Genomic DNA, 22,090 nt, shown 5'->3' with positions numbered 1-22,090 from the left:
TTCTTTTGTATAATGGTGAATGTTGGTCTTTGACTGCGATGAAGCGAGAGGTTACCGATACACCCGGCCGCTTTGCCATGGCGAGTGATTGGAAAATTTTCGTGGAGAATGTCTATCAAAAATAGGCGAAAAGGAGGGAAAATAATGGCAAAACAAAAAATTCGTATCCGTTTAAAAGCATATGATCACAGAATTCTTGATCAGTCTGCCGAGAAAATTGTAGAAACCGCAAAACGTTCAGGTGCAAGCGTATCGGGTCCGATACCGTTGCCGACTGAAAGATCGGTCTACACCATCTTACGTGCTGTCCATAAGTACAAAGATGCTCGTGAGCAATTTGAAATGCGCACACACAAACGTCTAATCGATATCGTTAACCCGACACCACAAACTGTTGATGCGTTAATGAAACTTGATTTACCGTCAGGCGTTGACATTGAAATTAAACTTTAATCGGTAAACGAAATAGAAAAAACATAAAATAACCACAGGAGGTGTGACAACATGACCAAAGGAATCTTAGGTAGAAAAATCGGTATGACGCAAGTTTTTGCTGAGAACGGTGATTTAATCCCTGTAACTGTTATTGAAGCTGCTCCAAACGTAGTACTTCAAAAGAAGACAGTTGAGGTAGACGGCTACGAAGCAATCCAATTAGGTTTTGAAGATAAGCGCGAAAAGCTTTCAAACAAACCTTCTAAAGGACACGTAGCAAAAGCAAACACTGCTCCTAAGCGCTTCATTCGCGAACTTCGCAATGTAAACTTAGCTGATTACGAGATTGGTCAAGAAGTCAAAGTAGATGTATTCGCAGAAGGCGATGTAGTAGATGTCACAGGAACAACAAAAGGTAAAGGTTTCCAAGGTGTTATTAAACGCCACGGACAATCTCGCGGACCAATGAGTCACGGTTCACGTTACCACCGTCGTCCTGGTTCAATGGGTCCGGTTGCTCCTAACCGCGTATTCAAACAGAAGAAATTACCTGGTCAAATGGGTGGCACAACAATTACGATTCAAAACCTTTCGATCGTGAAAGTAGATCTTGAACGTAACCTGCTTCTTATTAAAGGTAATGTTCCTGGTTCTCGCAAAGCATTGATCCGTGTTAAAACGGCAATTAAAGCGAAATAATAATTTTTTAGAGAAAGGAGGAAACAAGAATGCCTAAAGTAGCTTTATTAAATCAAACAGGTTCACAAGTGGGCGACATCGAATTGAACGACTATGTATTCGGTATCGAACCAAATGAATCAGTGTTATTTGACGCAGTAGTGTCTCAACGCGCTTCACTTCGTCAAGGTAACCATAAAGTAAAAAACCGTTCTGAAGTAGCTGGTGGTGGTAAAAAGCCATGGCGTCAAAAAGGAACTGGACGTGCTCGTCAAGGGTCGATCCGTTCACCACAATGGCGCGGAGGCGGTATCGTATTCGGACCAACTCCACGTAGCTATAGCTACAAGCTTCCTAAGAAAGTCCGTCGTTTAGCTCTACGTTCTGCACTTTCATCTGCAGTAATCGGAGAAAACCTGATGGTACTTGAAGGATTGACATTTGATGCACCGAAAACAAAATCTTTCAACCAGTTGATCCAAGATCTTTCAATTGGCAAAAAAGCTTTGTTCGTAACTGCTGACCTTGATGAGAACGTTGCAAAATCTGCACGTAACCTTCACGGAATGACAGTTGTAGCAGCAGATGGCATTAACGTACTAGACTTGCTTGGACATGACAAAATTGTTATGACAAAAGCAGCGATTGAGAAAATTGAGGAGGTGCTTAGTTAATGGAAGCACGTGATGTAATTAAACGTCCAGTCATTACTGAGCAATCATCTGAGGTAATGGCAGAGAAAAAGTACACTTTTGAAGTGGACACTCGCGCAAACAAAACACAAGTTAAACAAGCAGTGCAGGAGATCTTTGGCGTGAAAGTTGAGAAAGTCAACATCATGAACTACAAAGGGAAATTCAAGCGCATGGGCAAACACGCAGGATACACAAACAAACGCCGTAAAGCGATTGTTAAATTGACTGCTGAATCTAAAGACATCGAGCTATTCGAAATTTAATTTCTATAAGTTCTTAAAGAACTATTAAAGAAGGAGGGAAACAACGTGGGGATAAGAAAATATAAACCTACCACTAACGGTCGTCGTAACATGACGAGTTCAGATTTCGCTGAAATCACTACGAACAAACCTGAAAAATCGCTTTTACGACCTGTAAAGCGCAAGGGCGGCCGTAATAACCAAGGTAAAATAACTGTACGCCATCACGGTGGTGGACATAAACGTCAATACCGTGTTATCGATTTCAAACGTAACAAAGATGGCATTCCAGGACGCGTTGCTACAATCGAGTACGATCCTAACCGTTCTGCGAACATCGCATTGATTCATTACGCTGATGGTGAGAAACGTTACATCCTCGCTCCTAAAGGAGTCGAAGTTGGAACTCAACTTATGTCAGGTATTGAAGCAGACATCAAAGCGGGTAACTCTTTGCCGTTGTCTAACATCCCAATGGGTTCTACAATCCATAACATCGAATTGAAGCCAGGCGGCGGCGGACAACTAGTTCGTTCTGCAGGAACTTCAGCTCAAGTATTGGGTAAAGAAGGAAAATACGTAACAGTTCGTTTGCAATCAGGCGAAGTTCGCATGATTCTTGCTACTTGCCGCGCAACTATCGGTGCAGTAGGAAATGAGCAACACGAATTGATCAACATTGGTAAAGCAGGACGTAACCGCTGGAAGGGCAATCGCCCAACAGTCCGCGGATCTGTAATGAACCCGAACGATCACCCACACGGTGGTGGTGAAGGACGCTCGCCAATCGGACGTAAATCACCAATGTCTCCTTGGGGTAAACCAACTCTTGGTTACAAAACACGCAAGAAAACGAACAAATCAGATAAATTTATCGTGCGTCGTCGTAAAAAATAATTTGATTCCGCTACGGTTCGTTGAAAGAACCGTGGTGCGATCACGAAGGGAGGATCCCACATGGGCCGCAGCTTGAAAAAAGGACCTTTTGTTGATGATCATCTTATGAAAAAAGTTGAAGCACAAAAGGACTCTGAGAAAAAACAAGTGATCAAAACTTGGTCTCGCCGTTCTACAATTTTCCCGACATTCATCGGACAAACAATCGCAGTATACGATGGTCGTAAGCACATCCCTGTATACGTGACTGAAGACATGGTGGGCCATAAACTAGGCGAATTCGCACCAACACGCAAATACGCTAGTCATGGTGCAGACGATAAGAAAACAAGACGTTAATTGAGAGGAGGATTTCCCTATGCAAGCAAAAGCTGTCGCTAGAACAGTACGTATTGCTCCTCGTAAAGTCCGTTTAGTAGTAGATTTAATCCGAGGCAAGCAAATTGGCGAAGCTGTTGCGATTTTAAACCACACTCCGAAAGCAGCATCTATTGTTGTTGAGAAGTTATTGAAATCTGCAGCTGCTAACGCTGAACACAACTACGAAATGGATCTGAATGACTTGGTCATCAGTGAAGTATTCGTTGACGAAGGACCAACACTTAAACGTTTCCGTCCACGTGCAATGGGACGCGCAAGCGCGATTAATAAACGCACAAGCCACATCACACTAGTGGTATCTGACAAGAAGGAGGGATAATTCGTGGGACAAAAAATACATCCAATTGGGATGCGTATCGGAATCATTCGTGATTGGGAATCCAAATGGTACGCTGAGAAAGATTATGCGACACTTCTTCACGAAGATATTAAAATCCGTGAATATGTTGAAGCACGTTTGAAAGAAGCTTCAGTTTCTAAAATTGAAATTGAACGCGCTGCAAACCGTGTTAACGTAACAATTCACACTGCGAAACCAGGTATGGTAATTGGTAAAGGTGGATCTGAAGTAGAAGTACTTCGCAACCAACTGAATTCTATGACTGGCAAGCGTGTACACATCAATATTATCGAAATCAAAAGAGCTGACCTTGATGCAAGATTGGTTGCTGAAAGTGTTGCACGTCAATTGGAAAACCGAGTATCTTTCCGTCGTGCACAAAAACAAGCAATCCAACGCACTATGCGTTCTGGCGCTAAAGGAATCAAAACTCAAGTATCTGGACGTCTAGGCGGCGCTGACATTGCGCGTGCTGAACACTACAGTGAAGGTACTGTTCCGCTCCATACACTTCGCGCTGACATTGATTATGCGCATGCTGAAGCAGACACAACTTATGGTAAGCTTGGCGTAAAAGTATGGATCTACCGCGGTGAAGTCCTTCCAACTAAGAAGAAATCTGAGGAAGGAGGCAAATAATATGTTAATGCCTAAACGCGTTAAATATCGTAGAGAGCACCGAGGCAAGATGCGCGGGGAAGCTAAAGGCGGTAAAGAAATCGCATTCGGCGAATTTGGTCTCCAAGCTTTAGAATCATCTTGGATCACTAACCGTCAAATCGAAGCAGCACGTATTTCCATGACTCGTTACATGAAACGTGGCGGTAAAGTCTGGATCAAAATTTTCCCTCATAAACCATATACGAAAAAGCCTCTTGAGGTTCGTATGGGATCTGGTAAAGGTTCACCTGAAGGCTGGGTAGCCGTTGTCAAAACTGGTAAAATCATGTTCGAACTTGGTGGAGTATCTGAAGAAGTGGCACGCGAAGCATTGCGCCTAGCATCTCACAAACTTCCGATCAAAACGAAGTTCATCAAACGCGAAGAAATTGGTGGTGAATCGAATGAAAGCTAATGAAATCCGTGACCTAACCACTGCTGAGATTGAACAAAAAGTGAAATCACTGAAAGAAGAGCTTTTCAACCTTCGCTTCCAATTGGCTACTGGTCAATTAGAAAACACTGCTCGCATCCGCGAAGTACGTAAAGCGATTGCCCGTATGAAAACTGTGATTCACGAAAGAGTACTCAGTGGCAATAACTGATAAATCGAGAGGAGGTTTGCAAGTATGACTGAGCGTAACCAACGCAAAGTATACACAGGCCGTGTTGTGTCTGACAAAATGGACAAAACCGTTACAGTAATGGTTGAAACTCAAAAGAAGCACGCATTCTATGGCAAACGTGTAAAATACTCTAAGAAATATAAAGCTCATGATGAGCTAAACGAAGCGAAAATGGGCGACGTAGTTCGCATCATGGAAACTCGTCCGTTATCAGCTACAAAACGTTTCCGCGTATTGGAAATTGTAGAAAAAGCGGTTATCATTTAATTTAAATAATTTCGGAACCTAAGAAATTCCGGAGGGAGGTTACCTAAGTGATCCAACAGGAAAGTCGTTTAAAAGTTGCAGACAACTCGGGTGCTCGTGAAGTACTAACGATTAAAGTACTTGGTGGTTCTGGTCGCAAGACTGCAAACATCGGAGACGTAATCGTTTGTACCGTGAAAAAAGCAACACCAGGTGGCGTTGTTAAGAAGGGTGAAGTCGTTAAGGCTGTCATCGTTCGCACGAAAAGCGGAGCTCGCCGTAAAGACGGTACTTATATCAAATTTGATGAAAATGCATGTGTCATCATCCGTGACGACAAAGGTCCACGCGGAACTCGTATTTTCGGACCTGTTGCCCGCGAACTTCGCGATAACAGCTTCATGAAAATCGTATCACTTGCTCCTGAAGTTCTTTAATAAATCAATGTGCCATACCAAGGAGGTGCGACAGAATGCATGTTAAAAAAGGCGATACAGTTAAGGTAATCTCAGGCAAAGACAAAGGCAAAACAGGTGTTGTTTTGACTGCTTTACCTAAGAAAGACCGTGTGCTTGTTGAAGGTGTAAACATCATCAAAAAGCATACAAAACCGAACCAGGCAAGCCCACAAGGTGGAATTGTCAGCCAAGAAGCAGCAATTCACGTTTCTAACGTAATGTTACTTGACCCTAAATCCGGCGAGCCGACTCGTGTAGGATATAAGGTTGAAGATGGTAAAAAAGTTCGTGTTGCAAAAAAATCCGGCGAAAAATTAGATAAATAAAATTCCTGAATGAAGGGAGGTACACACATGAACCGCCTAAAAGAAAAATATGTGAATGAAATCACTCCTGCTCTAGTGAGCAAGTTTGAATATAAATCGGTAATGCAGGCACCCCAAGTAAACAAAATCGTCATCAACATGGGTGTAGGCGAAGCTGTTCAAAACACGAAGTCACTTGACTCTGCTGTTGAAGAATTACAAACGATCACTGGTCAAAAACCAGTTATTACTAAAGCTAAGAAATCGATCGCTGGCTTCCGTCTTCGTGAAGGTATGCCTATCGGATGTAAAGTTACACTACGCGGAGAGCGTATGTACGACTTCCTGGATAAATTGATTGCTATCTCACTTCCACGTGTACGTGACTTCCGTGGCGTATCGAACAAATCGTTCGACGGACGCGGTAACTACACACTTGGCGTGAAAGAACAGTTAATCTTCCCTGAAATCGATTATGATAAAGTGAACAAAGTACGCGGTATGGACATCGTAATTGTAACAACTGCGAACTCTGATGAAGAAGCTCGTGAGTTATTAACACAATTCGGAATGCCGTTCCAAAAGTAAACGTGAGGGAGGCGTAAACGTGGCTAAAAAATCTATGATCGCAAAACAAAAACGCACGCCAAAGTTTAAAGTACAAGAGTACACACGCTGTGAACGATGCGGACGTCCGCATTCAGTATTACGCAAATTTAAACTTTGCCGTATTTGTTTCCGTGAACTTGCATATGTGGGACAAATTCCTGGCGTCAAAAAAGCCAGCTGGTAATCCCCTAATTTGGGAAGGAGGTAAAAGTAATGACAATGACAGATCCGATTGCAGATATGCTGACACGCATTCGTAACGCAAACATGGTTCGTCACGAGAAATTAGAGCTTCCGGCTTCTAATGTGAAAAAAGACATCGCTGAAATCCTTAAGCGTGAAGGTTTCGTTCGTGACGTAGAATATGTTGAAGATGATAAACAAGGCATGATCCGGATTTTCCTTAAATACGGAGCAAACAACGAACGCGTTATTACTGGATTGAAACGCATTTCAAAACCAGGATTACGTGTTTACGCTAAAACTAATGAGGTGCCACGTGTACTAAACGGTCTTGGAATCGCTTTAGTCTCAACATCACAAGGTTTGGTAACTGATAAAGAAGCCCGCGCGAAACAAATCGGCGGAGAAATCATAGCATACGTTTGGTAATAAGCAACAAGCGAATGGAGGTGCAACAGAATGTCACGTGTAGGTAAAAAACCAATCGAGGTGCCTGCTAACGTTACCGTAACTCTTGGAGACAAGAATACCGTAACTGTTAAAGGCCCTAAAGGCGAGTTGACTCGCACATTTAACCAAGATATTACAATCGCACAAGAAGATAACGTGCTAACATTGACACGTCCTTCAGATTCTAAAGATCACCGCACAAACCACGGTACAACTCGTGCTTTGCTAGCGAACATGGTCACTGGAGTTTCAGAAGGATTCCAACGTTCACTTGAACTAGTTGGTGTCGGTTACCGTGCTCAATTGCAAGGACAAAAATTGGTTCTTAACGTTGGTTACTCTCACCCGGTAGAATTCACACCGGAAGAAGGAATCACAGTTGAAGTTCCAGCTAACACAAAAGTCATTGTTAAAGGCATTGATAAAGAACGAGTTGGAGCTCTTGCTTCTAACATCCGCGCAACGCGTCCACCAGAGCCGTATAAAGGCAAAGGTATTCGTTACGAAGGAGAAGCAGTTCGCCGCAAAGAAGGTAAGACAGGTAAATAATGCTGCTTAGGCAGGCTGAAAGGAGTGACCTCAGTGATTACGAAACTCGATAAAAACGCATCTCGTAAAAAACGTCATGCACGCGTACGTTCTAAAATTACGGGTACAGCACAACGCCCGCGTTTGAACGTATTCCGTTCAAATAAATATATTTATGCTCAATTGATCGACGACGCGAATGGCGTTACACTTGCAAGTGCATCATCTATGGAGAAAGATTTCTCAGTAGAATCAACTGGCAACGTGGAAGCGGCAGCTAAAGTCGGCGAAACAATCGCAAAACGCGCTACTGAAAACGGCTTGAAATCGGTTGTTTTCGACCGCGGTGGTTATTTATATCATGGACGCGTAAAAGCATTAGCAGAAGCTGCACGCGAAAATGGTTTACAATTTTAAAAAGAAGGAGGGACACATTTCATGAGTCGTATTGATCCAAACAAACTTGAACTTGAAGAACGCGTAGTTACAATCAATCGCGTAGCTAAAGTTGTAAAAGGTGGACGTCGTTTCCGTTTCTCCGCTTTAGTTGTTGTAGGCGACAGAAATGGCAATGTTGGTTTTGGTACTGGTAAAGCTCAAGAAGTTCCAGATGCTATCCGCAAAGCCATCGAAGATGCGAAGAAAAACCTTATTGAAGTACCAATGGTTAAAGGTACTACTCCACACTTAGTAATTGGTCGTTTTGGCGCAGGCCAAATCCTAATCAAACCTGCTTCTCCGGGTACTGGTGTAATTGCTGGCGGACCTGTTCGTGCGGTACTTGAATTAGCTGGGGTACAAGATATTTTATCTAAATCTCTAGGTTCAAGCACACCAATCAACATGGTACGTGCAACTATTAACGGTTTAACTCAATTGAAAAGTGCTGATGAAGTTGCAAAACTTCGCGGCAAATCAATAGAAGAACTGTTAGGATAGGAGGGAAAATCACATGGCAACTAAATTGGAAATTACCCTCACAAAATCTGTGATCGGTGCTAAACCGCCACAACGTAAAACTGTTCAATCATTGGGATTGCGCAAAATGCACCAAACTGTTGAGCACCAAGACAATGCAGCCGTTCGCGGAATGCTTGATAAAGTCGCTCACTTAGTAACTATCAAAGAAGTTTAATTACGGATTTCTATAGAAGGAGGTGCCAACCAAATGAAACTTCATGAATTAAAACCGGCAGAAGGTTCACGCAGCTCGAGAAAGCGTATCGGACGCGGTATCGGTTCAGGTACTGGTAAAACATCAGGTAAAGGTCATAAAGGTCAAAACGCACGTTCAGGCGGCGGTGTTCGCCCTGGATTTGAAGGTGGTCAAAACCCTTTGTTCCGTCGTTTGCCAAAACGTGGATTTACCAACATTAACCGTAAAGACTATGCAGTCGTGAACATCGAAGTGTTAAATCGTTTCGACGAAGGCACAGAAGTTACACCTGCATTGTTGATTGAAACAGGTGTTGTGAGCAATGAACGTTCTGGAATTAAAATTCTCGGCAATGGTAGCTTGGAAAAGAAATTGACAGTAAAAGCTCACAAATTCTCTGGATCAGCTAAAGAAGCGATTGAAGCTGCTGGCGGACAAACCGAGGTGGTTTAATGTTTCAGACAATCTCTAATTTTATGCGCGTGACTGATATTCGAAATAAAATATTCTTTACATTACTGATGCTCATCATTTTCCGTATTGGGACTTTTGTTCCAGTACCGAATGTTGACGCTTCGGTTTTGCAAGCTACTGACCAGATGGGTCTGGTCGGATTCTTAAATACTTTCGGTGGAGGTGCCCTTGCTAACTTTTCGATTTTAGCGATGGGAATTATGCCTTACATTACAGCGTCAATCATCGTGCAATTATTGCAGATGGATGTTGTACCGAAATTTGCAGAGTGGGCGAAACAAGGTGAAGTCGGAAGACGGAAACTTGCTCAATTCACTCGCTACTTCACAATCGTTCTTGCCTTTATTCAAGCAATCGGTATGTCTTATGGGTTTAACCAAATGTACGGCGGTTCTTTAATCCAGAACGACTCGATTTCAACGTATGTTGTCATCGCCATTGTATTGACTGCTGGTACGGCGTTTCTACTGTGGCTTGGTGAGCAGATTACGGCAAAAGGTGTGGGGAACGGTATTTCGATTATCATCTTCGCAGGGATTGTCGCTGCAGTACCAGGCGCTGTGAATCAATTATATGCACAGCAGATCGAAGGAGCTGGAGATCAGCTTCCGATCAATATTGCCATCATGGCATTGCTTGCATTAGCTGTTGTTGCCATTACGGTTTTGGTCATTTACGTTCAACAAGCGTTGCGTAAAATACCGATTCAGTATGCAAAACGCGTTGCTGGCCGTGGCCAGACAACAAGTGGGCAGCAAACGCATTTACCTTTGAAAGTGAACGCGGCCGGAGTTATCCCGGTAATCTTTGCAGTAGCGTTTATCATTACGCCGCAAACCATTGCTTCTTTCTTTGGTGCCAACGCGTTTACAGAAGCGATTACGAATACGTTTGATTATACGCGCCCTGTCGGCATGATCATTTATGTCGCGTTGATCGTAGCATTCACGTACTTCTACGCATTTATTCAGGTAAATCCTGAGAACGTGTCGGATAACTTGAAAAAGCAAGGCGCATATATTCCGGGAATCCGTCCGGGTAAAAATACGCAGGATTATTTAACAAGTGTGTTATACCGATTGACATTCGTCGGTGCCATCTTCCTTGCAGTCATTGCCATTCTACCGATTTTCTTCATTAACATTGCGAATTTACCGCAATCGGCGCAAATCGGCGGAACAAGTTTATTGATTGTTGTTGGGGTAGCACTTGAAACGATGAAACAATTGGAATCTCAGCTTGTAAAACGTCATTATAAAGGCTTTATGAAATAATCAGTGGGATCTAGAGGGACGTGAAAGCGTCTCTTGTCCAATTGTTTGAGGGGGAAAACGTATGAATATCGTATTAATGGGTTTGCCAGGTGCCGGAAAAGGTACCCAAGCAGACGAAATTGTTAAGAAGTACGACATCCCTCATATTTCTACAGGTGACATGTTCCGAGCTGCTATAAAAGGTGGAACGGAGCTGGGCTTGAAAGCTAAATCATTCATGGATCAAGGTGCTCTAGTGCCCGATGAAGTGACTATCGGCATTGTCCGGGAACGACTAAGCGAAAAGGATTGTGAAGAGGGCTTCTTATTAGATGGCTTTCCACGAACAGTTCCTCAAGCAGAAGCGTTGGAATCTCTTTTGGCCGATCTTGATAAGCGAATCGAGCATGTCGTAAATATCCAAGTCGAACAAGATGAATTAATTGCACGTTTAACAGGCCGATGGATCTGTAAAGTTTGTGGAACTGCTTACCATACTGTGTTTAACCCACCGGCAACAGCTGGCGTGTGCGACAAAGATGGCGGAGAACTCTACCAGCGTGAAGATGATAAGCCTGAAACCGTCACTAAGCGTTTAGAAGTAAATATGCAACAAACGCAGCCGCTTCTTGATTTCTATGAAAGCAAAAACGTGCTGCAAAATATAGATGGACAGCAGGACATTCAAAAAGTATTTGCTGACATTGATGCTCTTCTAAAGGGCGACCGAGGCTAATCCCCGGCGCCGGGCGCAGTTAGTTGCCTCCATGTGGCTTTAAGGAGCACCGGAGATATGAATTTTCAATTTTCGAGAGCTGCAAAAGCAAACAAGACTCAGGGTATGAAAGTTGATGCAAAATGCGCTTTAGTGCAATTGCGCATCGAACCTAGTATAATGGGTTTCGTGGAAGCATCTGTGTAACGGGTTTGGAACTCATCCAAAGCAGTCCGGGCAGTCGAGGATACATGAGACAGACTGGCTTTGCCGGATTTACCCCGGCCCGCGTATTGCGGGACTCGGAGAATGTCTTTCGAATGTCACTCATGCATTTCTTGTGAATGAATGTAGTATTACTATTCAATCAGCAAATACTGTTTGAAGATGAGAACCTGATTTGTATACAGAAGGGAGACTGGGTCGATGGCGAAAGACGATGTAATTGAAATCGAAGGAACTGTCGTTGAGACTTTGCCTAACGCGATGTTTAAAGTGGAATTGGAAAACGGCCATACGATTCTTGCGCACGTATCAGGCAAGATTCGCATGCATTTCATCCGCATTCTGCCAGGAGATAAAGTGACAGTGGAACTTTCTCCTTATGATTTAACACGCGGTCGTATCACATACCGTTTTAAATAATCTTTTGCACTCCGGACTACTAAGGAGGTTGGGTTAGATGAAAGTGAGACCATCTGTAAAACCGATCTGTGAAAAATGTAAAGTTATTCGCAGAAACGGTAAAGTAATGGTAATCTGTGAAAATCCGAAACACAAACAAAGACAAGGCTAATTTGAAGGAGGTGCATCGCACACATGGCACGTATTGCTGGTGTTGACATTCCGCGCGACAAACGCGTTGTTATTTCATTAACATACATTTTCGGTGTTGGTAAAACAACTGCACAGAAAGTTCTTTCTGCTGCTGGTATCTCTGAAGAGACACGCGTTCGTGATCTTACAGAAGATGAGTTGAACAATATCCGTGAACAATTAGATCAATACAAAATCGAAGGTGACCTACGCCGTGAAGTTTCAATGAACATCAAACGCTTGATGGAAATTGCTAGCTTCCGAGGGATCCGCCATCGTCGTGGACTACCTGTTCGCGGTCAAAATACGAAGAACAATGCGCGTACGCGTAAAGGTCCTCGTAAAACTGTAGCTAACAAGAAAAAATAATCAGTAAAGGAGGTTTCTTCTTAACATGGCACGTAAACAACAAACTCGTAAGCGTCGTGTGAAAAAGAATATCGAATCTGGTATTGCTCACATCCGCTCAACATTCAATAACACAATCGTTACTATCACTGATATGCAGGGTAACGCTGTTTCATGGTCAAGTGCAGGGGCTCTAGGATTTAGAGGTTCACGTAAATCTACTCCTTTCGCTGCTCAAATGGCTGCTGAAACTGCTGCAAAAACATCAATCGAACACGGTCTTAAAACTCTAGAAGTTACAGTTAAAGGTCCTGGTTCAGGTCGTGAAGCTGCAATCCGTGCGCTTCAAGCTGCCGGACTAGAAGTTACAGCTATCAAAGATGTAACTCCTGTACCTCACAACGGTTGCCGTCCGCCAAAACGCCGTCGCGTATAATCGTTAATCTGAATAGGATTTTTGAACATCACGACTTACTGGATGGGTTCTGAATCGTAGCGAAAGTCTGTGACTATCGAATTCTTTGATGAAGCGAAAAAAAACCGACGTTTTGAAGGAGGGTAAACTGAATGCTCGAAATAGAAAAACCAAAGATTGAAACGGTTGAGATCGATAGCAATGCCAAATTCGGCAAATTTGTTATTGAACCTCTTGAGCGTGGATATGGAACCACTTTAGGAAACTCCTTACGTCGAATCTTACTTTCATCTTTACCTGGCGCAGCTGTTACTTCCATTCAAATTGATGGCGTACTGCATGAATTCTCCACTGTCGAAGGTGTAGAAGAAGATGTAGCAACGATTATTTTGAATATCAAGAAGCTGGCTTTGAAAATTTACTCTGACGAAGAAAAAGTCATTGAAATTGATGTAAAAGGTGATGGAACGGTTACGGCTGCAGATATCACGCACGACAGTGACGTGGAAATTCTGAATCCGGATCTATATATTGCAACAATCGCTAAAAACGGCCACTTGCGTATGCGCATGTATGCAAACAGAGGCCGTGGATATGCCCGTGCAGATCAGAACAAACGTGAAGATCTTCCGATTGGCGTTATCCCGATTGACTCTATTTACACTCCAGTTTCACGCGTTAATTTCCAAGTGGAAAACACTCGTGTGGGTCAACTGGCTCATTTCGATAAATTATCTCTTGATGTTTGGACAGATGGCAGCATTGGTCCTAAAGAGGCAATTGCACTTGGTGCAAAGATTTTTACTGAGCATTTAAATATCTTCGTGGGATTAACAGATGAGGCACAAACGGCTGAAATCATGGTTGAAAAAGAAGAAGACCAAAAAGAAAAAGTGTTGGAGATGACCATCGAAGAACTTGATCTTTCGGTTCGTTCTTACAACTGCTTAAAACGGGCGGGTATCAATACGGTACACGAACTGGCAAGCAAGTCGGAAGACGACATGATGAAAGTACGCAACCTCGGACGCAAATCACTTGAAGAAGTTAAAGTGAAATTGGAAGATTTAGGACTCGGCCTTCGCAAAGAAGACTGAGTGTTGAGATCGGATCCGAACTATTCAACAAAGGAGGGAAACTTCAATGAGAAAGCTTCAACGTACAAGTTCTCAACGTAAAGCACTATTACGTGACCTTACAACAGACTTAATCGTACATGAACGCATTCAAACGACTGAAGCTCGTGCGAAAGAAGTGCGTTCGACTGTAGAAAAAATGATTACGCTTGGTAAACGTGGAGATCTTCACGCTCGCCGTAAAGCAGCAGCATGGATGCGCCGTGAGTTGGTAACAACTGCAGACGCTGAAGGCAACGAAACAACAACGTATGCATTGCAGAAATTGTTTGATGATGTTGCACCACGTTACGCTGACCGTCAAGGCGGTTACACTCGTATCATGAAAATGGGGCCTCGTCGCGGAGATGGCGCACCTATCGTTATTATCGAATTGGTTTAATTTGAATCAATAGATTCAAATTAAAGCCTCCGGCGGATGTCACGGATTTTGAAAGGAATTAATTGCGCTAGCGCAATTCAGAATCCGGACGCAATTATGCCGAGGCATAATTGATTTACTTGAAGGGGGTCAACAGCCCTCTTCTTTTAGCATTATGATTTATACGACAATATGAAAAGCTGAGTGTTATGATGAGCGAGCCGAAAGGCGGCGTCTCGTCTAGCTCTACGCACCTCATTCAACCCTGGCTTAAGCAACCGGGGAAGCCATAGAGACAGAAAAGCGCATTTCTCTGAATGAGGTGCGCGCTTTTTTTATTTATTTACCGTTTTACAAAAGCTGTTGAAACCCAGTAGAGTAGAGAATAGCAGAGCAAGTGTTAGAGGAGGTCAGCTGAGATGAATTCGAACATATTGTCATTTGAAAATGTGACATTTACATATGCACCAGAAGACGACACGGTGAAACCGGCTGTAAGGGAGTTGTCATTCGCCATTCAAGACGGAGAATGGATTGCCTTAGTGGGTCATAACGGGTCAGGAAAATCAACCATCGCCAAATTGATGAACGGTTTATTGTTTCCACAAGCCGGCAAAGTTTCTGCGATGGGCCGCTTGATGGCTGAAGACAGCCTGTGGGACATCCGTTCGCAAATGGGCATGGTGTTTCAAAACCCCGACAACCAGTTTGTTGGGGCGACGGTTCAAGATGATGTGGCGTTTGCGTTGGAAAACAATGGTGTGCCGCATGAAGAAATGGTGCTGCGTGTCAAAGAAGCATTGCACCAGGTGAAAATGGAAGCTTATTTCGATCACGAACCCCATCACTTGTCTGGCGGCCAAAAGCAGCGTGTGGCGATAGCAGGTGCTCTGGCACTCCGGCCGCGCCTGTTGATACTGGATGAAGCGACGTCCATGCTCGATCCGCAAGGGCGCATGGAGGTCATTGAAACCATCCGTGAACTTCGAAGAGCGACGGGTCTGACGGTCATCTCGATCACGCATGACTTGGAAGAAGCCGCAATGGCTGATCGGATCCTGGTCATGAATGCGGGATACAAGCAGTTGGAAGGTACACCGGAAGTTGTGTTTCTTTCCGGCAATGAACTGACGACTTTAGGCTTAGACTTGCCGTTTGCGATGCGCATGACGCATTTGCTGCGGGAAGCTGGCGTCGGGCTCGAAGCAGAACATATGACAGAAGACGAATTGGTGGATGACCTATGGACATATTACTCCAGGGAGTAGGATATAGTTACGCAAAAGATACGCCATTTGAAAAGCGAGCGTTGACAGATGTGTCTCTGCATATTCCTTCCGGTTCCTATACAGCAATTATCGGACATACGGGATCGGGCAAATCAACGGTACTTCAACATCTCAATGCTTTGCTAAAGCCGACAGAAGGGTCAGTTATGATTGGCGAACGCAAAATCGAAGCGGGCGTAAAAGCGAAAAATTTGCGCGATGTTCGCCGCCAAGTCGGGATTGTCTTTCAATTTCCCGAACAGCAGCTATTTGACGAGACCGTATTGAAGGATATTATGTTCGGTCCATTGAATTACGGCGTGCCGGAAGAAGAAGCAAGCCGCCGTGCGCACGAGCTGGTCGAACAGCTTGGATTGCCTCCAGAAGTATTGACGAAATCCCCGTTTGATTTGTCAGGCGGACAAATGCGGCGTGTCGCCATTGCCGGCGTTCTGGCAATGGAGCCGGATGTGCTGGTGCTGGATGAACCAACCGCTGGACTCGATCCGCGCGGCCGCCGTGAAATCATGGACTTGTTCCACCGGTTGCATATCCAAAAAGGCCTGACAACGGTATTGGTGACCCATAGCATGGAAGATGCGGCGCGTTACGCAGACCGTGTGGCCATTATGCACAATGGCCACTGTGTGGTCACTGGAGAGCCTGAGGAGATCTTTTCCAATGAAGAGCAATTGGGTGATTATCGCTTGGAACCGCCGCGGACAATCCGTCTGCAGCGGAAATTTGAGGCGAAGGCTGGCATCAAGCTTGGTGCCATTTCATTGACGGAAGAAGCTTTGGCCAAGAACATCGCTTTGGCTTTATTGGAAGGGCGTGATTCCGAATGATGGAGAAAATGATTTTTGGCCGTTTTATTCCGGGCAATTCGATCATTCATCAAATGGATCCGCGAGCAAAAATTTCGTTTGTCTTTTTGTTTATCGCCATTGTCTTTATTGCCAATAGTGCAGTGACTTACGGCATTTTGCTGGGATTCACGTTATTGGTTGTGTTTCTGTCTAAAATCCGTTTGTATTTCTTGATAAATGGATTGAAGCCGGTCTTTATTCTATTGATTTTCACCTTTTTGCTTCATATTTTCTTCACCCGTGAAGGGGATTTATTGTTGAACATTGGGTTTATTGAAATTTACGAAGAAGGACTGCGGCAGGGGATATTCATCTCGGTCCGTTTCTTGGTGTTGGTGTTCATCACTAGCATTCTGACCTTGACGACGTCGCCAATTTCCATTACTGATGGCATTGAAGTGCTGCTTGGTCCATTCAAACGAGTCAAGCTGCCAGTGCACGAATTGGCATTGATGATGTCCATTTCCCTGCGGTTTATCCCGACTTTGATGGACGAGACGGGCAAGATTCTTAAAGCACAGATGGCTAGAGGCTCAGACATCGGCTCAGGGCCGATGAAAGAGCGTATCAAGGCCGTCGTACCCCTCTTGATCCCATTGTTCGTCAGCGCCTTTAAACGGGCGGAAGACTTGGCTACAGCGATGGAAGTCCGCGGCTACCGGGGAGGCGAAGGCAGGACGCGTTATCGCCAGTTGGACTGGCGCTTTGTGGATAGCCTGAGTCTGTTGGTACTGGCAGGACTCGCGGGCATGATGTGGTATTTCCGGGTATAAGGAGAGAACGTGATGAAACGATTAAAAGCGACCATTTCCTATGACGGTTCCGGATTTGCGGGTTACCAGGTGCAGCCGGAGTCGCGTACGGTTCAAGTTGAATTAATGAAAGTGCTGAAAACCATTCACAAAGGCAGGGAGACCCAGGTTGTAGCAAGTGGGCGGACTGACGCCAAAGTGCATGCTACAGGACAGGTCATCCATTTTGATACGGAGTTTTCCATTCCTGCAAGCGGCTGGCTAAAAGCTTTGAACGTGTTGTTGCCGGAAGATATCCGGGTCCATTCGATCGAAGAAGTGGATTCGTCTTTTCACGCGCGCTACCACACGACCGGCAAGACTTATCGCTACAAATGGGACCGCAGCGCGATTATCAGCCCATTCACGCGCAATTACATGGTGCACACGAAGCAGGCGCTTGATGTAGAGGCGATGAGGACGGCTGCACAGTCTTTGATCGGCACACATGATTTTTCGAGTTTCTGTGCCGCAAATACGGCTGTAGTCGACAAAGTGCGCACGATATGGCGTGTGGATTTTGAGGAGCACGGCAATGAGCTGCATATGGTCATTGAAGGTTCGGGCTTTTTGTATAACATGGTGCGGATTATTGCAGGGACATTGACGGAAGTTGGCATCGGCAAAAGAAAGGCCGAAGAGCTGGGACGAATTGTGTCTGCAGCGGAGCGGGATGCTGCCGGAAAAACAGCGGCAGCGCATGGACTGTACCTGGAAAAAGTGATGTATAAGAGCTGAAGCAACTTTTCCTGGTGTTTTTAGAAAACCCCTTGACTTTTTAGCGCTGGCGTTATAACATGATGTATGGTATTTTCATTACCCCCACGATATGCCCCGGAAGGTTATTTGTGTTTAGGGATAACGAAAAAACGGAACAGCGGAACACTGTAAAAGAATTCAAAAACAGACGATTTATTAGGAGGACAATATACATGCGTACAACATTCATGGCTAAGGGTCACGAAGTAGAGCGTAAATGGTTAGTTGTCGATGCAGAAGGGCAAACTCTTGGACGTTTAGCTTCTGAAGTCGCTTCAATCTTACGCGGGAAATACAAACCAACATTCACACCAAACGTTGACACTGGTGATCACGTGATCATCATCAACGCTGAAAAGATTCACCTTACAGGTAAAAAGCTTACTGACAAAATCTACTACCGCCACACACAATACAGCGGTGGATTGAAACAGCGTACTGCACTTGAAATGCGCACAAAATACCCAACTAAAATGCTTGAATTGGCTATCAAAGGGATGCTTCCAAAGAACTCTCTAGGACGCCAAATGTTCAGAAAGCTGCATGTCTATGCTGGCCCAGAACATAACCACCAAGCACAAACACCAGAAAACTACCAGCTTCGCGGATAATACATTAGTAAATTAGAGGAGGATACACCTTTGGCACAAGTTCAATATATTGGGACAGGTCGTCGTAAAAACTCAACAGCTCGCGTACGGTTAGTACCGGGTGACGGCACAATTACAATCAACAAACGTGACGTAGCGGACTACGTTCCTTACGAAACATTACAACAAATCATCAAACAGCCACTAGTTGCTACGGATACTCTAGGAAGCTACGACATCCTTGTAAACGTAAACGGCGGTGGATTCACAGGCCAAGCCGGAGCAATCCGTCATGGTATCGCACGCGCTCTACTTACTGTAGACCCTGCTTACCGTCCTGCGTTGAAATCTGCTGGGTTGTTAACACGTGACCCACGTATGAAAGAACGTAAGAAACCAGGTCTTAAATCAGCACGTCGCGCACCTCAGTTCTCAAAACGTTAATTTCGATTTTCGTTTCCAAAGCACTTTCCGAAGAAATTCGGAAAGTGTTTTTTTGTATTCAAATGCAGGTGTGAACAGGTAAAATAGAAAGAAAGTCAAAGGAGTGAGTTGGCAATGAATCGAATCAACTTAATTTGCTTGGGAGTCAAAGACATGAGAACCTCAGTAAAGTTTTACAGAGACGGGCTAGGATTTGAAACAGCAGAAAAAGGGGGCAATCCTGAAATTGTATTTTTTAACTCATCGGGCACAAAATTGGAGTTGTACCCACTGGAGCATTTGGCAAAAGATATTAACGACAACAACCCGCCGAGCGGCACCGGATTTTCGGGCATTACCTTGGCGTACAACGTGAAATCCAAAGAAGAGGTGGATCAGACAATGGCCCTGGCTAAAGCGGCTGGCGGAAAAATCGTCAAAGAACCAAAAGAAGTTTTTTGGGGCGGCTACTCCGGTTATTTCACAGATCCAGACGGCTACTACTGGGAAGTGGCATGGGGCCCTGACTTTACGTATGATGAAAACGATATGTTGAAGCTGGATTCATAGTCTGGATTTTGCGCTGTCTCACTCGTCTATATAAAATGCCACTTTGCCGAATCGTTTATAACCCCTGGAGCAGAGTGGTTTTTCATTTTTCCTGTAAGCCCGAATAGATTAAAAATTAGATTTGCTGTGCTATACTTTATGGTGAGCAAAATGGATAGGGAGTGTATCGATATGGTAACTGAAGTACAAGTACGCGAATTACTCGGAACGCTAGAAGATCCGTTTTTACATAGATCGTTAACTGAAACAAACGGCATCACGTCCGTAACGATCAAAGAAGAGAAGAATCACGTCAGCGTTAAATTGGCGATTGCCAAAACCAACACGCCTGAACAAATGCAGCTGCAAATGAAAGTTGTTGAGGTTTTGAAAGGAGCGGGGGCCGGATCTGTTGGCATCCGTTTTGAAGAGCTTCCACCTGAGGCGTTGGCACAGTTCCGCGGAACCGCAAACGAATCAGAAGCGCAGGATTTATTGTCTCCACTTAACAAAGTTGAGTTCATTTCAATCGCCAGCGGTAAAGGCGGCGTCGGCAAATCGACTGTATCGGTTAACTTGGCAGTTGCCTTAGCGCGTCTCGGTAAAAAAGTTGGCTTGATTGATGCCGATATTTACGGATTCAGCGTGCCGGATATGATGGGTATCGACAAATCACCGGTTGTCCGCGGACAAACGATCATTCCGGTTGAGAGATTCGGTGTAAAAGTCATTTCCATGGGCTTTTTCGTGGAAGACAATATGCCAGTCGTTTGGCGTGGTCCAATGCTCGGCAAAGTGCTTGACCAATTTTTCCGCGATGTAGAGTGGGGAGATTTGGATTACCTTCTATTGGATCTGCCGCCTGGCACCGGGGACGTCGCACTCGACATTCACCAAATGCTTCCGGCCTCCAAAGAAATCGTCATCACGACACCTCACCCGACTGCGGCATTCGTTGCAGCGCGTGCAGGGGCGATGGCACTTCAAACCGACCACGAAGTATTGGGTGTTATCGAAAACATGTCGTGGTTCGAAAGCAAAGAGACCGGCAAGAGAGAATACTTGTTTGGACAAGGCGGCGGACCAAAACTTGCAGAAGAATTGCAAACGCCGCTGCTCGGACAGATTCCACTCGGCCAGCCAGACTGGAACGAAGAAGACTTTGCACCGTCTGTTTATCTTGAGGATCATCCGACAGGCAAAATTTACGAAGATATCGCGCAACAAGTGCTTAAGCAGTTTGCCGATAAAAAATAAAAACGAAAACAGTCCGGAAACCTTAACTGGTTTTCGGGCTTTTATTTTGGGCAAAGCGCAACAGGATATGGCGAATCCGTAACAAAATGTCGACTTTCAAGTTTTGTTCACAATCTGTCGTGCATGGCGAATGGATTTTTCAATAGCCGGTTGGTACAATCTTAGAAGGACTTTAAATAACGGAGGCATTCAATTGACAATACGAAATTGGGTTAAGTTTTTTTTAAAAGCTCTTTTAATAGGCGGAGTCGTCACCGGAGTGCTCGGGTTATTTGTTCGCTGGGATGATGTATTTGCTCAACCGTTTCATGCGGGCGAGTGGGGCGAGTTTCTGGCAGGGTTCATCTGGTTGGTCATTATCGGACTAACGATGAGCATTATTAGCCAGCTGTGTTTCTTTGCTTACTTGACGGTACATCAAATAGGGATGAATATTTTCCGGACATTGCGTTTGTGGAACTGGGTTCAGCTTTTGATTATTGGCGTGGTTATTACCGATTTGATTTTATTCCGTTTCGCGCCAAATGCGGAAACAACTGAGCAGGTTTGGCTGTATGGGACTTTGTTGACGATTCTTATCGTTACTGGAGTGGTGACAGCTTACTTGAAAGCGAAGTGGACCAACAAAGAAACATTTATTTCTGCATTATTTTTCATGATTGTGATCACGACGGTAGAATGGCTGCCAGCATTAATGGTGGAAGAAGGGAATATCGACAGCTGGGTTACTTTATTGCTGTTTCCATTCTTGGCAGTAAATGCGTATCAGCTATTGGTATTGCCGAAATACAATGCCCAATCAGATGTCGACCGACAGAAACTGGAAGAGCGGCGCGCAGCAAGAAAAGCACAAACACAGACAGTTTCCAAAAAATAAAACCATTCCTCTGCAGGCTTCAGGCCGGCGGAGGAATGGTTTTTATGTCTTGGGAAAAACAGTTGAATAGTAAGAGAATGCTGGTGGGAGTAAGGGAGAAAAGAGTTAATCAGGCAGCATGCGCAGTGAGTACAGAAGGAAAAACTCACTTTCATTAAAAACTTTCATGAAAGTGTTGACAGAGATATAAACATGCTTTAATATAATAAAAGTCGCCAAGCAACAACGAACAACATAAACGAAACGGCGGCACACCAATTGAACCTTGAAAACTGAACAGCAAAACGTCAACAAAACGCA

Annotated in this window: 38 protein-coding genes; all 38 read left to right on the top strand. The window is 44.4% G+C overall.

All coding sequences use genetic code 11. From position 1 onward, the window contains the following. The first annotated feature begins 144 nt into the window (after positions 1-144). The 38 genes from rpsJ to AC4EG4_RS17810 all read left to right on the top strand — a co-directional run bounded on the left by rpsJ (position 145) and on the right by AC4EG4_RS17810 (position 21,790). Positions 145-453 (top strand): 30S ribosomal protein S10, encoded by a 309-nt coding sequence (rpsJ, locus tag AC4EG4_RS17995; RefSeq protein ID WP_006828927.1) that lies wholly within the window; start codon positions 145-147, stop codon positions 451-453. A gap of 51 nt (positions 454-504) precedes the next feature. Continuing rightward, a complete protein-coding gene (rplC, locus tag AC4EG4_RS17990; RefSeq protein ID WP_142830543.1) occupies positions 505-1,134 on the top strand; it encodes a 50S ribosomal protein L3 in 630 nt (209 codons plus the stop codon). Between the two features lie 29 nt (positions 1,135-1,163). Continuing rightward, positions 1,164-1,787 (top strand): 50S ribosomal protein L4, encoded by a 624-nt coding sequence (gene rplD, locus AC4EG4_RS17985; protein ID WP_146559454.1) that lies wholly within the window; start codon positions 1,164-1,166, stop codon positions 1,785-1,787. Next, positions 1,787-2,071 carry a 50S ribosomal protein L23 gene (rplW, locus tag AC4EG4_RS17980; RefSeq protein WP_006828930.1) on the top strand — a complete coding sequence of 95 codons (285 nt, stop codon included), beginning with the start codon at positions 1,787-1,789 and terminating at the stop codon, positions 2,069-2,071. Before rplD ends, rplW begins: the two co-directional genes overlap by 1 nt. A 45-nt stretch (positions 2,072-2,116) precedes the next feature. Further along, positions 2,117-2,947 (top strand): 50S ribosomal protein L2, encoded by an 831-nt coding sequence (rplB, locus tag AC4EG4_RS17975; RefSeq protein ID WP_490980065.1) that lies wholly within the window; start codon positions 2,117-2,119, stop codon positions 2,945-2,947. A gap of 60 nt (positions 2,948-3,007) precedes the next feature. After that, a complete protein-coding gene (gene rpsS, locus AC4EG4_RS17970; RefSeq protein WP_006828932.1) occupies positions 3,008-3,286 on the top strand; it encodes a 30S ribosomal protein S19 in 279 nt (92 codons plus the stop codon). 19 nt (positions 3,287-3,305) lie between these two features. After that, on the top strand, positions 3,306-3,647 hold the full coding sequence (gene rplV, locus AC4EG4_RS17965) for a 50S ribosomal protein L22 (RefSeq protein WP_006828933.1): 342 nt from the start codon (positions 3,306-3,308) through the stop codon (positions 3,645-3,647). A gap of 3 nt (positions 3,648-3,650) precedes the next feature. Then, a complete protein-coding gene (rpsC, locus tag AC4EG4_RS17960; RefSeq protein ID WP_049694551.1) occupies positions 3,651-4,307 on the top strand; it encodes a 30S ribosomal protein S3 in 657 nt (218 codons plus the stop codon). Position 4,308: 1 nt separating this feature from the next. Further along, entirely contained in the window at positions 4,309-4,743 is a 435-nt protein-coding gene (gene rplP / locus AC4EG4_RS17955; protein WP_142830549.1) for a 50S ribosomal protein L16, read from the top strand. Next, entirely contained in the window at positions 4,733-4,933 is a 201-nt protein-coding gene (gene rpmC, locus AC4EG4_RS17950; protein WP_006828936.1) for a 50S ribosomal protein L29, read from the top strand. The genes rplP and rpmC overlap by 11 nt, the downstream gene beginning before the upstream one ends. A 24-nt stretch (positions 4,934-4,957) precedes the next feature. Continuing rightward, positions 4,958-5,221, top strand: a complete 264-nt coding sequence (gene rpsQ, locus AC4EG4_RS17945; RefSeq protein ID WP_008432511.1) for a 30S ribosomal protein S17 — start codon at positions 4,958-4,960, stop codon at positions 5,219-5,221. A gap of 47 nt (positions 5,222-5,268) precedes the next feature. Then, positions 5,269-5,637: a 50S ribosomal protein L14 gene (gene rplN, locus AC4EG4_RS17940; RefSeq protein ID WP_006828938.1), complete on the top strand. Its 369-nt coding sequence runs from the start codon at positions 5,269-5,271 to the stop codon at positions 5,635-5,637. Between the two features lie 35 nt (positions 5,638-5,672). Beyond that, on the top strand, positions 5,673-5,984 hold the full coding sequence (gene rplX, locus AC4EG4_RS17935; protein WP_142830551.1) for a 50S ribosomal protein L24: 312 nt from the start codon (positions 5,673-5,675) through the stop codon (positions 5,982-5,984). A gap of 27 nt (positions 5,985-6,011) precedes the next feature. Continuing rightward, positions 6,012-6,551: a 50S ribosomal protein L5 gene (rplE, locus tag AC4EG4_RS17930; RefSeq protein WP_191716881.1), complete on the top strand. Its 540-nt coding sequence runs from the start codon at positions 6,012-6,014 to the stop codon at positions 6,549-6,551. 19 nt (positions 6,552-6,570) lie between these two features. Further along, positions 6,571-6,756 carry a 30S ribosomal protein S14 gene (rpsN, locus tag AC4EG4_RS17925; protein WP_006828941.1) on the top strand — a complete coding sequence of 62 codons (186 nt, stop codon included), beginning with the start codon at positions 6,571-6,573 and terminating at the stop codon, positions 6,754-6,756. Positions 6,757-6,785: 29 nt separating this feature from the next. Then, the gene (gene rpsH, locus AC4EG4_RS17920; RefSeq protein ID WP_006828942.1) at positions 6,786-7,184 is read left to right on the top strand and encodes a 30S ribosomal protein S8; all 399 of its coding nucleotides are present in this window, start codon (positions 6,786-6,788) and stop codon (positions 7,182-7,184) included. A gap of 30 nt (positions 7,185-7,214) precedes the next feature. Continuing rightward, a complete protein-coding gene (gene rplF / locus AC4EG4_RS17915; protein ID WP_490980064.1) occupies positions 7,215-7,754 on the top strand; it encodes a 50S ribosomal protein L6 in 540 nt (179 codons plus the stop codon). 33 nt (positions 7,755-7,787) lie between these two features. Further along, complete coding sequence (rplR, locus tag AC4EG4_RS17910; protein WP_490980063.1) at positions 7,788-8,150, top strand: 50S ribosomal protein L18; 363 nt, start codon at positions 7,788-7,790, stop codon at positions 8,148-8,150. A 21-nt stretch (positions 8,151-8,171) separates the two neighbouring features. Beyond that, positions 8,172-8,672, top strand: coding sequence for a 30S ribosomal protein S5 (rpsE, locus tag AC4EG4_RS17905; RefSeq protein ID WP_142830560.1), 501 nt, complete (start codon positions 8,172-8,174; stop codon positions 8,670-8,672). Positions 8,673-8,685: 13 nt separating this feature from the next. Beyond that, complete coding sequence (gene rpmD, locus AC4EG4_RS17900) at positions 8,686-8,868, top strand: 50S ribosomal protein L30 (protein WP_006828946.1); 183 nt, start codon at positions 8,686-8,688, stop codon at positions 8,866-8,868. A 33-nt stretch (positions 8,869-8,901) separates the two neighbouring features. Next, entirely contained in the window at positions 8,902-9,342 is a 441-nt protein-coding gene (gene rplO, locus AC4EG4_RS17895; RefSeq protein WP_490980062.1) for a 50S ribosomal protein L15, read from the top strand. Beyond that, positions 9,342-10,637 carry a preprotein translocase subunit SecY gene (gene secY / locus AC4EG4_RS17890; RefSeq protein ID WP_490980061.1) on the top strand — a complete coding sequence of 432 codons (1,296 nt, stop codon included), beginning with the start codon at positions 9,342-9,344 and terminating at the stop codon, positions 10,635-10,637. The genes rplO and secY overlap by 1 nt, the downstream gene beginning before the upstream one ends. A 61-nt stretch (positions 10,638-10,698) precedes the next feature. Continuing rightward, complete coding sequence (locus AC4EG4_RS17885; protein ID WP_142830565.1) at positions 10,699-11,352, top strand: adenylate kinase; 654 nt, start codon at positions 10,699-10,701, stop codon at positions 11,350-11,352. A 405-nt stretch (positions 11,353-11,757) separates the two neighbouring features. Further along, complete coding sequence (gene infA / locus AC4EG4_RS17880; protein WP_006828950.1) at positions 11,758-11,976, top strand: translation initiation factor IF-1; 219 nt, start codon at positions 11,758-11,760, stop codon at positions 11,974-11,976. Between the two features lie 37 nt (positions 11,977-12,013). Next, the gene (rpmJ, locus tag AC4EG4_RS17875; RefSeq protein ID WP_006828951.1) at positions 12,014-12,127 is read left to right on the top strand and encodes a 50S ribosomal protein L36; all 114 of its coding nucleotides are present in this window, start codon (positions 12,014-12,016) and stop codon (positions 12,125-12,127) included. Positions 12,128-12,150: 23 nt separating this feature from the next. After that, on the top strand, positions 12,151-12,516 hold the full coding sequence (rpsM, locus tag AC4EG4_RS17870; protein WP_006828952.1) for a 30S ribosomal protein S13: 366 nt from the start codon (positions 12,151-12,153) through the stop codon (positions 12,514-12,516). Positions 12,517-12,541: 25 nt separating this feature from the next. Then, positions 12,542-12,931 (top strand): 30S ribosomal protein S11, encoded by a 390-nt coding sequence (rpsK, locus tag AC4EG4_RS17865; RefSeq protein ID WP_006828953.1) that lies wholly within the window; start codon positions 12,542-12,544, stop codon positions 12,929-12,931. A 131-nt stretch (positions 12,932-13,062) separates the two neighbouring features. Further along, on the top strand, positions 13,063-14,007 hold the full coding sequence (locus AC4EG4_RS17860) for a DNA-directed RNA polymerase subunit alpha (protein ID WP_490980060.1): 945 nt from the start codon (positions 13,063-13,065) through the stop codon (positions 14,005-14,007). Positions 14,008-14,053: 46 nt separating this feature from the next. After that, positions 14,054-14,428: a 50S ribosomal protein L17 gene (gene rplQ / locus AC4EG4_RS17855; protein ID WP_008432531.1), complete on the top strand. Its 375-nt coding sequence runs from the start codon at positions 14,054-14,056 to the stop codon at positions 14,426-14,428. A 398-nt stretch (positions 14,429-14,826) separates the two neighbouring features. After that, the gene (locus tag AC4EG4_RS17850) at positions 14,827-15,675 is read left to right on the top strand and encodes an energy-coupling factor ABC transporter ATP-binding protein (RefSeq protein WP_490988579.1); all 849 of its coding nucleotides are present in this window, start codon (positions 14,827-14,829) and stop codon (positions 15,673-15,675) included. Next, positions 15,651-16,523 (top strand): energy-coupling factor ABC transporter ATP-binding protein, encoded by an 873-nt coding sequence (locus AC4EG4_RS17845; protein WP_490980058.1) that lies wholly within the window; start codon positions 15,651-15,653, stop codon positions 16,521-16,523. The genes AC4EG4_RS17850 and AC4EG4_RS17845 overlap by 25 nt, the downstream gene beginning before the upstream one ends. Beyond that, on the top strand, positions 16,520-17,317 hold the full coding sequence (locus tag AC4EG4_RS17840) for an energy-coupling factor transporter transmembrane component T family protein (protein WP_490988578.1): 798 nt from the start codon (positions 16,520-16,522) through the stop codon (positions 17,315-17,317). Before AC4EG4_RS17845 ends, AC4EG4_RS17840 begins: the two co-directional genes overlap by 4 nt. Before the next feature lie 12 nt (positions 17,318-17,329). After that, positions 17,330-18,073, top strand: coding sequence for a tRNA pseudouridine(38-40) synthase TruA (truA, locus tag AC4EG4_RS17835; RefSeq protein ID WP_490988577.1), 744 nt, complete (start codon positions 17,330-17,332; stop codon positions 18,071-18,073). Between the two features lie 194 nt (positions 18,074-18,267). Beyond that, entirely contained in the window at positions 18,268-18,705 is a 438-nt protein-coding gene (gene rplM, locus AC4EG4_RS17830; protein ID WP_142830577.1) for a 50S ribosomal protein L13, read from the top strand. A gap of 30 nt (positions 18,706-18,735) precedes the next feature. Further along, complete coding sequence (gene rpsI / locus AC4EG4_RS17825) at positions 18,736-19,128, top strand: 30S ribosomal protein S9 (protein ID WP_490980055.1); 393 nt, start codon at positions 18,736-18,738, stop codon at positions 19,126-19,128. 114 nt (positions 19,129-19,242) lie between these two features. Continuing rightward, positions 19,243-19,677, top strand: coding sequence for a VOC family protein (locus tag AC4EG4_RS17820; protein WP_490988576.1), 435 nt, complete (start codon positions 19,243-19,245; stop codon positions 19,675-19,677). Between the two features lie 171 nt (positions 19,678-19,848). Then, complete coding sequence (locus tag AC4EG4_RS17815) at positions 19,849-20,913, top strand: Mrp/NBP35 family ATP-binding protein (RefSeq protein WP_490980053.1); 1,065 nt, start codon at positions 19,849-19,851, stop codon at positions 20,911-20,913. Positions 20,914-21,106: 193 nt separating this feature from the next. Then, positions 21,107-21,790 (top strand): KinB-signaling pathway activation protein, encoded by a 684-nt coding sequence (locus tag AC4EG4_RS17810; protein ID WP_490980052.1) that lies wholly within the window; start codon positions 21,107-21,109, stop codon positions 21,788-21,790. Positions 21,791-22,090 lie beyond the last annotated feature (300 nt).

Source organism: Planococcus sp. TJ-201 (genome assembly GCF_058268495.1).
Note: the sequence above shows the minus strand (reverse complement) of the source record. Positions and strands in the feature narration are given on the sequence as shown.